This is a genomic window from Lentzea sokolovensis, from assembly GCF_033949975.1.
GTDB classification, from domain to species: Bacteria; Actinomycetota; Actinomycetes; order Mycobacteriales; family Pseudonocardiaceae; genus Lentzea; species Lentzea sokolovensis.
Genome location: NZ_JAXAVU010000001.1, coordinates 280494 through 293421 on the forward strand (window position 1 = coordinate 280494; position 12928 = coordinate 293421).

At 70.6% G+C, this 12928-nt stretch carries 11 protein-coding genes; 6 read left to right on the forward strand and 5 right to left on the reverse strand.

The window, feature by feature from the left end:
• The first annotated feature begins 13 nt into the window (after positions 1 to 13).
• The 5 genes from SK854_RS01330 to SK854_RS01350 are packed head-to-tail and all read left to right on the forward strand — an operon-like array spanning position 14 to position 5231.
• On the forward strand, positions 14 to 880 hold the full coding sequence (locus SK854_RS01330) for a hypothetical protein (RefSeq protein ID WP_319973085.1): 867 nt from the start codon (positions 14 to 16) through the stop codon (positions 878 to 880).
• Positions 881 to 1555, forward strand: a complete 675-nt coding sequence (locus SK854_RS01335) for a hypothetical protein (RefSeq protein ID WP_319973086.1) — start codon at positions 881 to 883, stop codon at positions 1553 to 1555.
• Between the two features lie 21 nt (positions 1556 to 1576).
• The gene (locus SK854_RS01340; protein WP_319973087.1) at positions 1577 to 4021 is read left to right on the forward strand and encodes an ABC transporter permease; all 2445 of its coding nucleotides are present in this window, start codon (positions 1577 to 1579) and stop codon (positions 4019 to 4021) included.
• 35 nt (positions 4022 to 4056) lie between these two features.
• A complete protein-coding gene (locus tag SK854_RS01345) occupies positions 4057 to 4617 on the forward strand; it encodes an ATP-binding cassette domain-containing protein (RefSeq protein WP_319973088.1) in 561 nt (186 codons plus the stop codon).
• Positions 4593 to 5231, forward strand: a complete 639-nt coding sequence (locus SK854_RS01350; RefSeq protein WP_319973089.1) for an ATP-binding cassette domain-containing protein — start codon at positions 4593 to 4595, stop codon at positions 5229 to 5231. The genes SK854_RS01345 and SK854_RS01350 overlap by 25 nt, the downstream gene beginning before the upstream one ends.
• Here the strand turns inward: SK854_RS01350 and SK854_RS01355 are convergent.
• Both SK854_RS01355 and SK854_RS01360 read right to left on the reverse strand, forming a co-directional pair.
• The gene (locus tag SK854_RS01355) at positions 5204 to 5650 is read right to left on the reverse strand and encodes an Lrp/AsnC family transcriptional regulator (protein ID WP_319973090.1); all 447 of its coding nucleotides are present in this window, start codon (positions 5648 to 5650) and stop codon (positions 5204 to 5206) included. The two genes, SK854_RS01350 and SK854_RS01355, sit on opposite strands and share 28 nt — an antisense overlap.
• Positions 5647 to 6768, reverse strand: a complete 1122-nt coding sequence (locus tag SK854_RS01360) for a M24 family metallopeptidase (RefSeq protein ID WP_319973091.1) — start codon at positions 6766 to 6768, stop codon at positions 5647 to 5649. The genes SK854_RS01355 and SK854_RS01360 overlap by 4 nt, the downstream gene beginning before the upstream one ends.
• A gap of 127 nt (positions 6769 to 6895) precedes the next feature.
• On the opposite strand from SK854_RS01360, the gene SK854_RS01365 reads away from it, so the two are divergent.
• Positions 6896 to 7840, forward strand: a complete 945-nt coding sequence (locus SK854_RS01365) for a 5'-3' exonuclease (RefSeq protein ID WP_319973092.1) — start codon at positions 6896 to 6898, stop codon at positions 7838 to 7840.
• On the opposite strand, the gene SK854_RS01370 is transcribed toward SK854_RS01365, so the two are convergent.
• The 3 genes from SK854_RS01370 to SK854_RS01380 all read right to left on the reverse strand — a co-directional run bounded on the left by SK854_RS01370 (position 7837) and on the right by SK854_RS01380 (position 12816).
• Complete coding sequence (locus SK854_RS01370; RefSeq protein ID WP_319973093.1) at positions 7837 to 9006, reverse strand: GNAT family N-acetyltransferase; 1170 nt, start codon at positions 9004 to 9006, stop codon at positions 7837 to 7839. The genes SK854_RS01365 and SK854_RS01370 overlap by 4 nt on opposite strands.
• A 246-nt stretch (positions 9007 to 9252) precedes the next feature.
• The gene (locus SK854_RS01375) at positions 9253 to 9972 is read right to left on the reverse strand and encodes a DUF4333 domain-containing protein (RefSeq protein ID WP_319973094.1); all 720 of its coding nucleotides are present in this window, start codon (positions 9970 to 9972) and stop codon (positions 9253 to 9255) included.
• A gap of 96 nt (positions 9973 to 10068) precedes the next feature.
• Positions 10069 to 12816, reverse strand: a complete 2748-nt coding sequence (locus tag SK854_RS01380; RefSeq protein ID WP_319973095.1) for a DEAD/DEAH box helicase — start codon at positions 12814 to 12816, stop codon at positions 10069 to 10071.
• Positions 12817 to 12928 lie beyond the last annotated feature (112 nt).

Here is a 12928-nt window from a genome sequence, read left to right on the forward strand (position 1 = left end):
TAGAGTCATGCGCGTGACAACGACGCCCAGTCTGGAAGCGCTGCTGCGCATCGGACCGTTCCACTCGGCGCTGCGCGCGGCCATCCGCCGGCGTGGCCTGACGCTCGAACGGCTCCGGCTACGCCTCGCGCAACAGGACGTGGCGGTGGCGTTGTCGACGCTGAGCGACTGGCAGCAGGGCCGGGTGCGGCCGATCTCCCCGAAGTCGCTCCGGGCCGTGTCGGTGCTGGAAGAGCTGCTGGAGGTGCCGCCCCGCGCGCTGCGGACCCTGCTGGAGCACACCGGCCCGAGCGGCTGGCCGGACGTCGTGCCCGGCATGATGCCCGGCTTCAACGCCAACGACCTGGAGATCCTCTCCCGGCACGACAGGGTGTTCGTGGACGCCGCCCGGCACGCGTCCCGCGTCGACGTGCGGATGGTCGTGCGGGCCCGCCGCGACGGCGTCGACCGCTTCTACGCGCACTACTTCTGCGACGACTCGGTGGAGACGGCGGAGCTGCGCCAGGAGCCCGTGCGCAACTGCCGTCTCGGCCGGTCCACCCGCGACGAGACCGAGCACGTGGTCGTCGACGAGTTGCTGTTCGACAAGCCGTTGCTGGAAGGCGAGACCTGGGTCTTCGAGTTCGTCGCGCACGACCCGACACGGCTGGACAGCATCGAGTACGCGCACGGCGTGCGGTGCTTCCTCGCGCAGAGCCTGATCGAGGTGCACTTCGACCCGGCCGCTCCGCCCGTCGACCCGCACGTCTACCTGCAGGACTGGGAGGAGCCGGAACCGCACCGGACGATCGACCTGGAACTGGACCACACGAACTCCGTGCACCACTTCGAGACTGATGTGTCGGTGAACTGGGTAGGTATCCGCTGGAGGTGGGCGTAGATGATCACTACCGACTTCGTGCCCGGAGCGCCTGCCTGGATCGATCTGGGCACGTCCGACGAGGCCGCCGCGGCGGAGTTCTACGGGCGCGTGCTCGGCTGGGGGTACCAGCCGCTCGAGACCCCCGGCACCGGCGTGTTCACCCACGCCGGTCGGACGGTCGCCGGGCAGGTGCCCTCGCAGTCCGGTTCGTGGACCGTCCACTTCGCCGCGTCCGGCGCGGAACCGGCGGCCGACGTCCGGCTGACCGATCCGCACGGCGGCGAGTTCGGCGTGTGGCAGGCGGGAGAACGCCCCGGGATCGGCGCGGTGTCGATCCCGGGATCGCTGACGTGGCTCGAACTCCACTCCCCCGCGCCCAGCGCGTCGGCGACCTTCTACCGGTCGCTGTTCTCGTGGGAGATCGAGCTGATTCCGGGTGCGCCTGGCCAGTTCCTGCGGCCGGCGGGCACGGGCGCGGGCCGGATGTTCGGCGCGATCGTCGCGGACGCTCAAGCCTTCTGGCTGCCGTACTTCGAGGTGGCCGATGTGGATCAGGCCGCGGCCTCCGCACCGGTGCTCCTCGCACCCCACGACCTGGACGGGGTCGGCCGGATCGCGGTGCTCGTCGACCCGTTCGGAGCCCGGTTCGGGGTCATGCGTTCCGTTACCGTCGAAAGCCTCCCAAATTCCTGAGTCGCCGGTTAGCGTGCGCAGGTGCAGTTGCCGTGGAGAGCCGCGCCCAGGGCCGCGCTGTCGAGTCCGCTCACGTTGCTGGTGAGCATCGCGACGACGTTGCTGCTGGGCTTCGTGGTGGCCGCGGCCGCACTGCATTCCTCCTCCGCGGGCAGTGCCGCTCTCGCCTACCAGCAGAGCCGGATGTGCCCGCATTCCGTGCATCCGTCGCTGGACGGGGACGGGATGCCGCTGGCCGCCGCCGTCGAGATGGCGGCGCGCAGCGACCTGGGCGCCGCCTACACGCCCATCGGCCGGCCCGACTTCAACGGGCTCGCGACCTACGGCCGCTTCGGCCATCGGCCGGACGCCCTGTCGCACCTGACCGTGGTGCAGGGCGGTGGCACCGGGTTGTGGGTGCCGCAGACGATCGCCACCGCCGCTCGCGTGCAGATCGGCGATCGGCTGACCGGGTCCTCGCTGGTGGTGACCGCGATCTACGCCGACCTCGCACAACCCGTGTCCGGGTGGTGGTGTTCCGAGGCGAAGACCGTGGTGCCGAACCCGTTGGGCGGTGACGGCGCCAGCACGTCGGTGATCTGGGTGGCCTCCTCTTCGGACCTCGCCCTGCTACCACCGGAGTTCACGGGGTACGCCACGGTGTCGCTGCGTTTCCCGGTCGAGCCGCCGGCGACGCTCGCCGAGGCGGAGGCGTTGCGGGACAAGGGCAACGCGCGGCTGACGTCGCTCGGGCTGTCGTTGACGCGGACCGATCTGCTGTCCGGTGCGATCACGGCGGCACGGACCGCGGAGCGCAACGTCTCGTCCGCGCTGCTGCCGCTGGTGATCATCAGCGTGCTGGTCGGGCTCGCGGGCGTGGGCACCGTGACCGTGCAGTGGGCGCAACGCCGGCATTCCGAACTGCGGCTGCTGTGGGTGCGCGGGGCGAGCCCGTTGTCGCTGGGCTTCCGCGGTGTGCTGGAGCTGGGGTTGCCGCTGGTCCTGGGCGGTCTGCTCGGACTGGTGGCCGCACGGCTGCTGTTGCCGTTGTACGCGCCCGGGGTCGTGCTGGCTGCCGGAACGCTGTGGGTGGCGCTGGGTTTCGTGCTGGCCGTGGTCGTGCTGAGCCTGGCGGTGACCGTGCTGGTGGCGGCCTGGCGGGCGCACCGGACGTTCCAGACTCAGGCCCGGACGCGACGGCTTTCGCTGGTGCCGTGGGAGCTGGTCGTCGCCGGACTGGCCGTGGTGGCCTGGGTTCGCCTGTCCCACAACGGGTTGGGCACGGCGTTGAAGCCGGGTTCGCTGCCCCGTGTCGACGTGGCCGCGCTGGCGTTCCCGCTGCTCGTGGTACTGGCGGCGGCGTTGCTCGCGACGCGGCTGCTGCGCTGGTCGCTGGCCTGGTCGCACCACGTGCGGTGGTGGCGGGTTCCGGCCGCCCAGCTCGCGGTGCGCCGCCTGGCCGCGGCCGCCGGTCCCGTGACCGGGGTGCTGCTCGTGGGCGTCCTGGCGGTCGGCACCATCGCCGTCGGCAGCGCGGTGGCGGGCGCGCAGCAGTCGGCGCTGGACTCGAAGTCCGGCGTGTTCGTCGGTGCCAACAGCACGGTCCAGGTGTCGCAGGACATCGCGCTCGGCCGGGTCGCGCTGCCTTCGTCGTTGCGGGGCAACACCACTCTCGTCGGCGTGAGCACGGGCGCGCTGGTCGTGGACCCTGTGACGTTCACCGACGCCGCCGTCCTGAGCGACGCTCCCGCGGTGCGTTCGCTGCTCTCGGGGCTGCGGCGGGACGGCGAGATGGCGCAGGCCGTGCGCATCGGCCGTTCGGCGAACCAGGAGATCCGGGTCCCCGGCCTGCCGTTGCTCAAGCCCGTGGCGTCGCTGCCGTCGTTCCCGAAGCTCGGCACGCGCGGCTACGTGGTGGCCCGCGACTCGGTGCCCGCCGCCGAACAGGTCGGCTCGTGGCACCTGTGGTCGTCACTTCCGTTGTCCGCCTTGACTTCCGCTCTGCAAGCCGAGGGCATCCACTACACGAACGTCGCCGACCGCGGCCGCGTCCTGGACGGCCTGCCGTTCCTGACCGTCGAATGGACCTTCGGTTTCGTTGCGGCGATCGGCGTGGTCCTGGCCGTGGTCGCCGCCGTGGCGCTGCTGCTGGCCGTCGAGGTCCGTCGCCGCCAGAACGCCGTCTCCGGCGCGTTGTCGACCCGCATGGGCATGCGCCCGTCCGTGCTGTGGTCGAGCCATCTCCTGGAGGTGGGCGCGTTGGCGTTGCTGGCACTGGGGATAGGCTCGGTGGCCTCGTTCATGAGTGCCGGGGCGGCCGTACCGCGGCTGGATCCCGCGCCGTGGCTGAACCCGGCCCCGATGCTGCCGGACCTGCTGCCGTTGCTGGGTTCGATGGTGACGTGCGGCGCTCTGGTGGTCGTCGTGGCGGCCTGGCTCGCGTTGCGCGGTGTGCGAACCGCGCGGATGGGAGAACTGCTCAGGTGATCCGCGCTTGTGGCGTAGGAGTGTCCTACGGTTCCGTGCGCGCCGTCGCGGACATGTCGTTGTCGATCGCGCCCGGCCTCACCGTCCTGTCCGGCCCTTCCGGATCCGGCAAGTCGACCCTGCTGCGCGTCCTCTCGCTGATCGAACGCCCGTCCCTGGGCGAGGTGTTCGTGCACGACGTGGCCACCTCGTCCCTGTCGTGGGCTGAGCTGCGGGCGGTGCGGCGCAAGGAGATCGCCGTGGTCTTCCAGAACCCGGCCGACAACCTGATCTCGCACCTGACCGTCGGTGAGAACCTCCGCGCGGCCGGTGCCGCGGATCATTCGTTGCTCGATCAGCTCGGGCTGGGCGGGTCCGCGACCTGGCGGATCGGCGCACTGTCCGGTGGGCAGCAACAACGTCTGGCGTTCGGGTGCGCGCTGGCCCGCGGCGCGTCCGTCGTGATCGCCGACGAACCGACCTCGCAGCTCGACGTGCGGTCCGCCGACCTCGTGCTGGAGACGCTGGAGTCCTTGCCTGTCCCCGCTGTGGTGGCGTCGCACGACCCGCGGCTCGTGTCGCTGGCGGACCTGTGCATCCCGCTGGCCGCGTCGTGATCCGGGCCGACGGGGTGCACCGGGCCTTCGGCGGTGTGTCCGTGCTGCGCGGCGTGGACCTGGCCGTCGCGGCCGGTGAGCTGGTCACCCTGAGCGGCCCGTCCGGGTCCGGGAAGACCGCTTTGCTGTCCCTGTTGTGCGGGTTCGACTTCCCGGACAGCGGCTCGGTGTCGCCCGGACTGGCCTCGTGGTCCGCCTGTGCCGTGCTGCCGCAGTCGCTCGGGCTGGCCTCCGAGCTCACGCTGGAGGAGAACGTCGCTCTGCCGTTGCGGTTGGCGGGGCGCGAGGTGGCCGGGGTGTCCGAACTGCTGGCGGAGCTGGGGATCTCCGGGCTGGGAGCCCGGTATCCGGGGCAGGTGTCGTTCGGGCAGCAGCAACGAGCGGCGCTGGCCCGCGCTGTCGTGGCGCGGCCGTCGGCGTTGCTCGCGGACGAACCCACCGCGCACCTGGACGCCGTGAGCGCCGTGGCGGCCGTGGGACTGCTGCGGCGGGTCGCCGACGAAGGCGCCGCGGTGCTGATCGCCACGCACCACGACGCCGTGCACGCCGTCGCCGACCGTGTGCTGCTGCTGGCCGACGGGCAGGTTCAGACGGCCGGTGGCCTGTCCTCGTAAGGCGTGGACAGCACGACCGTCGTCCGCGTCGAGACGTTCGCCGACTCCCGGATCTTCTGGAGGAGTTCCTCCAGCGCGACCGGCGAGCCGACGCGGACGCGCAGGACGTACGAGGCGTCGCCCGCCACCGAGTAGCAGGCCTCGATCTCCGTGAGGTGCTCGAGGCGCTTCGGGTAGTCGTCCGGCTCGGCCGGGTTGATCGGGAACAGCGAGATGAACGCGGACATCGGCAGGCCGATCTCGGCGCCGTCCAGCCGGGCCGCGTAGCCCTTCACGATGCCGCGCTGTTCGAGGCGCTTCACGCGTTGGTGCACGGCCGACACGGACAGGCCCACGCGCTCGGCGAGGTCGGTGAAGCTGCACCGGCCGTCCGAGGCGAGTTCCTTCAGTATCGCTCTGTCGATCTGCTCGAGGGTCAAAGCACCACCAGGTCGTGAGGTCGGTTGTTGAAGGACTCGACGCCGTCCGGGGTGGCGACCACGATGTCCTCGATGCGCGCGCCCCAGCGGCCGGGCAGGTAGATGCCGGGCTCCACGCTGAAGGCCATGCCCGCTTCGAGCGGCAGGGAGTTGCCGCTGACGATGTAGGGCTCCTCGTGCACGTCCAGGCCGATGCCGTGGCCGGTGCGGTGCACGAAGTACTCGCCGAAGCCCGCGTCGGTGATGACCTTGCGGGCGACGGCGTCGATCTCCTCGCAGGTCACGCCGGGCTTCACGGCGTCGACCGCGGCCTGCTGCGCCGCCTGCAGGACCGCGTAGGTGTCCCGGACGTCGTCGTAAGTGGGCTCGCCCATCACGTAGGTGCGGGTCGAGTCGGAGTTGTAGCCCTCGGCGACCGGGCCGCCGATGTCGATGACCACGACCTCGCCCACCTGCACCACGCGGTCGGAGTCGCGGTGGTGCGGGGACGCGCCGTTGGGCCCGGAGCCGACGATCACGAAGTCGGCGACCGTGTGGCCTTCCTCGACGATCGCGGCGGCGATGTCCTTGGCGACCTCACGCTCGGTGCGGCCCACACGAAGGAACTCGCCCATGCGCGCGTGCACGCGGTCGATCGCGGCACCGGCCTTGCGCAGGGCGTCGATCTCGGCGGTGTCCTTGCGCATGCGCAGCTCGCGGATGATCGGCCCGGCCAGCGACTGCTCGCCGCCGATCGCGTGGCCGAGCTTGATGGTGTGCAGCGCGGGCATCATGTCCGCGACCGCCGTGCGGGTGCCCTTCAGCGCGTCCTTGACCAGCGCGTACGGGTCCTCGCCGTCGACCCAGGTGACGACCTCGACGCCGAGCGCGTCGGTGGGGATGGCCGCGTAACCCGGCTGCTCCAGCTTCGGCACGACCAGCCTCGGCGTGCCGCCCACCGGCAGCGCGAGGCAGGTGAGGCGCTCGAACGAGTCGCCACCGGCACCGATCAGGTACCGCAGGTCCGAGCCGGGCGAGATGAGGAGGGCGTCGACGCCCGCCTGCTCGGCGGCGGCGGTCGCACGGTCAAGCCGCGCACGCAGCGCGGACACGTCGATGGGCCCGGTGATCGTTGCCATGGCCGAAAGCCTAGTGCGTGGACCGCAATGCTTGCCGGGCGCATTGCGCACTCAGCAAGACACCTCGCGGCAACGGCGACGCGCCCGGCAAGCGTCAACGGCCCCTGCACTAGTAGCTTGTCTCAACGTGAGCTCTCCCCTGGTGCTGCTCGACTCCGCGAGCCTCTACTTCCGGTCGTACTACGCGCTGCCGGACTCGATGACGGCGCCCGACGGCACGCCGGTGAACGCCGTGCGCGGGTTCGTCGACACGATCGCCCGCGTCATCACCGAACGCGGCGCGGCCCGGCTGGTCGCCTGCCTCGACGCCGACTGGCGGCCCGAGTTCCGGGTCAAGGCGCTGCCGTCCTACAAGGCGCATCGCGTCGCCGAGAACGCCGCGGACGGGTCCGAGGAGGTCCCGGACACGCTGACGCCGCAGATCCCGATCATCCTCGACGTGCTCGACGCCGCCGGCATCTGCACCGGCGAGGCGGCCGGGTACGAAGCCGACGACGTGATCGGCGCGCTCGCCCACCACGAGAAGAAGTCACGCGTCGAGGTGGTGACGGGCGACCGCGACATGTTCCAGGTCGTGCGCTTCGAACCCACGCCCGTGCACGTCGTCTACGTCGGCCGCGGCTGGAACAAGGCCGAGGTCCTCGGCCCGGAGGAACTGGCCACCAAGTACTCGCTGCCCGTCGAGAACGCGGGTTCCGCGTACGCCGACATGTCCGTGCTGCGCGGCGACCCGTCCGACGGCCTGCCGGGCGTCGCGGGCATCGGCGAGAAGACCGCGGCGAAGCTCATCACCGAGTTCGGCTCGCTCGACGCCGTGCTCAAGGCCGTGACCGACCCGATGGACCGCAAGCTCACCACCAAGGCCCGCAACGCGCTCATCGCCGCCGAGGACTACCTCGCGGTGGCGCCCGTGGTCGTCCGCACCGCCCTGGACGCCCCGGTCGTGCTGGACCGCTCCGACGAGGTGCCGCGCGTGCCCGCCGACCCCGAGCGGCTGCGTGAGCTCACGCAGCGCTGGGGCCTCGGCAGTTCGGTGCCGCGCCTGGTGAACGCGATGGAACGGCGCTCCTAGAAGAAGGTCGAGCAGAGCGGCGCGACGGGGACGGCGAACAACGCGTCGGCCTCGTCGAACCGAGAGCCCTCGATCCGCTTGGCGGCCGCGAGGTCCGAGAACTTCGTGTCGCCGAGGTAGACGGCTCCGAGCAGTTCGACGGAGATCGTGATGTCGGCGGGACCCTCGACGCGTTCGGCACCGTCCGGCGACACGCGATAGCAGCCGTCGTTGGCGGGCAGCAGTTCGTCGCGCACCTCGATGACGACGGGCTCGGCGACGCCGTAGGTGCGGGCGGTGAGCATGCGGGGCACGTCCACCAGCCGCAGCCAGATCTGGTCGTAGACGTCCTTCGTGTACACGACGCGCGGGTCCTCGAACAGCCAGTTCAGCGGGTCGTCGAGCGCCGCGTCGACGTGGATCTCGTCGACCAGGTCCAGGCGCGTCAGGTAGATCCAGAGGTCGCGCCACGCGTCGGCGTTGGCCCACGCGAAGTCCTCGATCTCCATGGTGTGCTTGAAGTCCTTGTCCTCGGACACCTTGTAGGACACGAAGCCGTCGTCGCCGTCCGGTCCGCTGTGGACGACGGTGACCAGGTTCTCGGCCGCGCCCTTGCGCTCCTGGTGGATCGCCCACCAGCCGGGCCAGCGGGAGATCTGCCCGGGCCGGTCGAGACCGATCGCGGTGTGCAACTCCGGCAGGAGCTTGTCCGAGGTGTCGGGGTCCACCATCCGCACCCGTCCGACCGGCGAACCCGGGATCACGGCCTTGCGCGCGTCGATCCGCAGGAACCGCACCCGCCCGGCGAGCCCGTAACCGAAACGGCCGTAGATGCGGCCCTCCGACGCGCGCAACGTCGCGACAGGTTCCGACAGCGTGGAGAGTTGCTCGCGCATCAGGGCGCTCAGCACGCCACGGCGTGTGTAGTCCGCACGGACCCCCACGCGCGACACGGCAGCGTGCGGTACGACGGCGCCACCGGGCACCACCATCGAGCAGCCGAAGGTCTGCGTCGTGCCGACCATCTCGTCGCCCTCGAACGCGGCGTGCGTCCGGCCGGGCTCGTAGGTCTGCCGGATGATCTCCCACTTGTCGTCCTCGGCCGGACTCCAGTGCATCGCACGGCGGAAGAGCCCGTGGTGGGCGCGACACTGCGCTTCGTCGGTGAGAACGCGGATCTCGGTCACGCCCGCGATCCTGGCTCAGCACGACCGCGAACGCACCTCAGTTTCCTGAGCGTCCGGTACGCCCGCCCACCGCGCCGCGCCGCGTTCGATCACGCCGGCGACTCACCACAGCGCGGTGCGCTCGTCCACCTCTTCCAGCGCCGAACCGAGTCGGCTCGAAGGTTCCACGGCTGGAAGCACGAAGTAGCGCAAAAGAAAGCCTTCCCCCAGAAACTCCTGGGGGAAGGCTGACGCGAAAGCGGAGGATCAGCCGGTGGGCTGGCCGACCTCGTACTCGCCGTCCTCGGTCTTGACGACGATCTTGACCTTCTTGTCCTTGCCGCCGACCTGCACCTTGCACTCGAACGAGGTGTTGGGCTTGACCTCGTTCTCACCGGAGCAGGTCGCGGCGCCGACGTCGGAGATCTTGTACTCGTCCTTCAGGATCTGGACGATGCCGCTCTGCACGGCGGTGTTGTCGAAGATCTTCTTCTTGAAGAACGCCGGCGACACGAACCCGGTGAACAGCACGCCACCGACGAGCAGGACGACGACCACAGCGGCGACCCAGATGGCCGCGCTGGACTTCTTCTTCGGCGGCACCGGCGGGCCGTAACCCGGCTGCTGGCCGTACGGGTTGGGCTGCTGCTGGCCCGGCATGCCGTACTGCTGCGTCTGCTGGCCGTACGGGTCCTGGGCAGGAGTGCCGTAGGGGTTCGACTGCGGCTGCTGGCCGGGCACGCCGTACTGCTGCGTCTGCTGCTGCGACGGGTCGAAACCCGGGTACGGCTGCTGCTGGCCCGGCTGGGGCTGGCCCTGCGGCGGGCCGTAGGGGTTCTGCTGCCCCGGGTTCTGGGCCGGGAAGCCGCCGGACGGCGTGCCGGGAGGGAAACCGCCTCCATAGGGCTGCTGCTGCGGCGGCTGCGGCTGCTGGCCCCATGGCTGCTGCGGATCGTTCCCTCCGGACGGTCCGTACGGGCTGCTCATCTGTCGACCTCCACGTGTACGACGTTGCGGCGAAATCCAATCACACCGTTGACGTCAGTCTTTACTCCGACTCGCAAAACCTTCGTCAGGCCCATGTCACATCATCGCCACAACTCCGCGCCGCAGCGCGTCGACGGCCTTGGCCGCGGCCGCTCCGACCGGGTCCTGGCGGCCGACCACCTCACGGATCTGGTCCAAAAGGTCGATCACCTGCCGGCACCAGCGCACGAAGTCACCGGCGCCGAGCTCGTTGCCACCGGCCTCGGCGGCGCTCAGCACCTTCTCCAGCGACTCGCCGCGCGCCCAGCGGTACACCGGCCAGGCGAAGCCTGGGTCCGGCTGGCGGGTGATGCGTTCGAGCTTGTGGCGGCGCTCGTCGTCCTCGATCTCCGCCCACAGCCGCACGGTCTTGAGCATCGCGTCGGCGACCGGGCCCTGCGGCAGCCGCGCCTCGACCGGACCGTCCCGGCGCGCCTCGTAGACCAGCGACGACACGACGGCGGCGAGCTCTTCCGGCTTGAGGCCCTTCCACACGCCGTTGCGGATGCACTCGGCGGCGAGCAGGTCCGACTCGCTGTAGAGCCTGGTCAGGCGCTTGCCGTCGGCCGTGATCTCCTCGGCCTCGCTGAGGTAGCCGCGTTCGCGCAGCAACGCCCGGATGCGGTCGAACTGACGCGCCAGCGAGTGCGTCGTCGCCGCGACCTTGCGCTCCAGCTGCTGGTTCTCGGCCAGCAGACGGTGGTACCGCTCGCCCCACCGGGCGTGGTCCTCGCGCTGGTCGCAGCCGTGGCACGGGTGCGCGCGCAGGGCCCGGCGCAGCGTCGCGAGTTCGGGGTCGTCGTCCGCGGTGGTCTGCCTGCGGCCCCGCGACGGCACGGTGATGCCGGTGTTGCGGATCGTGGACGCGAGGTCGCGCCGCGACTTGGGCGAACGCACGTCGACCTGCTTGGGCAGCCGGATGTGTCCGAGCACCTCGACCGGCGACGGGAAGTCCGCCGAGGTCAGGCGGCCGGACCAGCGGTCCTCGGTGACCACCAGCGGCTTCGCCTCGCCCATCGGTTCGAGGCCGGGGTCGACGACGACCGCGAGACCGCTGCGACGCCCGGACGGCACGGCGATCACGTCACCCTTGCGCAGCCGTTCGAGCGACTTGGCCGTCTCGATGCGACGCGAGTTCGTGTTCTGCTTCGAGAGCTGCTTCTCCCGGTCGCCGATGCGGCGGCGCAGCCCCGCGTACTCGCTGAAGTCGCCGAGGTGGCACGTCATCGCCTCGGTGTAGCCGGCGAGCGCCTCCTTGTTGCGGTCGATGCGGCGGGCGAGCCCGACCACCGACCTGTCCGCCTGGAACTGCGCGAGCGACTGCTCCAGGATCGCGCGCGCGGCCGAGGCGCCGAGCTGGGCCACGAGGTTGACGGCCATGTTGTAGCCGGGCCGGAACGACGACCGCAGCGGGTAGGTGCGCGTGGACGCGAGCCCGCCGACCGCCTTGGGATCGATCCCCGGCTGCCAGACGACGACCGCGTGCCCCTCGACGTCGATGCCACGACGCCCCGCGCGGCCCGTGAGCTGCGTGTACTCGCCCGGCGTGAGGTCGACGTGCGCCTCGCCGTTGTACTTCACGAGCTTTTCGAGCACGACCGTCCGCGCGGGCATGTTGATGCCCAGCGCGAGCGTCTCGGTCGCGAACACGACCTTGACCAGCCCGCGGACGAACAGCTCCTCGACCGTCTCCTTGAACGCGGGCAGCAACCCGGCGTGGTGCGACGCGATGCCCCGTTCCAGGGCCTCACGCCACTCCCAGTAGCCGAGCACGGCCAGGTCGGCCTCCGGCAGGTCGCGCGTCTTCTCGTCGACGATCCGGCGAACCTGCTCGGTCTCCTCCGGCGAGTTGAGCCGCAGCCCCGCACGGGCCGTCTGCGCGACCGCCGCGTCACAGCCCGCACGGCTGAACACGAACACGATCGCGGGCAGCAAGGAGGCCGCGTCGAGCCGCTGGATCATGTCGGTGCGCGACGTCGGCTTGAACCCGCTATTGCGCGCCGGACGGCCTGGGCCGCCACCACCGCCGCGGTTGCGCCCACGACTGAACGGCACGTGGTAGCGCGTGAGTTCCTCGGTCTTGCGCAGCACCTGCGAGTTGATCCGCGCGTGCGTCTGGTCGCCCTCGAACAGGTCGAGCATCTGGTTGCCCACCAGCATGTGCTGCCACAGCGGCACCGGCCGGTGCTCGTCGACGACGACGGAGGTGTCGCCGCGCACCTCGACCAGCCACTCGCCGAACTCCTCGGCGTTGCTGACCGTCGCGGACAGGCCGACCACCTGCACGTGCTCCGGCAGGTGCAGGATGACCTCTTCCCACACGGGGCCGCGGAACCTGTCCGCCAGGTAGTGCACCTCGTCCATCACGACGTACGCGAGTCCGTCCAGAGTGGACGAACCCGAGTAGAGCATGTTCCGCAGCACCTCGGTGGTCATGACGACCACCGGCGCACCGCCGTTGATGCTCGTGTCACCGGTGAGCAGGCCGATCTTGTCCGCCCCGTACCGCGCGGTGAGGTCGGCGAACTTCTGGTTGCTCAGGGCCTTGATCGGCGTGGTGTAGAAGCACTTGCGGCCGCCGGTCAGGGCCAGGTGCACGGCGAACTCGCCCACCACCGTCTTGCCGGCACCGGTGGGGGCGCAGACGAGCACTCCGTGACCGTCCTCCAGGGCCTCGCAGGCCTGGCGCTGGAACGGGTCCAGCTCGAACGAGATCACGGACAGGAAATCGGTCAGCTTGGGCCGTTCGGCACGACGCCGGGAGTCGGCGTAGGCCTCGGCCGGGGACCGCGAAGCACTTGACACTCCATCAGGCTTTCACATCACACCGACAATCGCCGCCGAGATAGATTAACTTCAATTAACACTGAAACGACAGAGGGCGATGTCCCTCGGACATCGCCCTCCACCTGCGGTT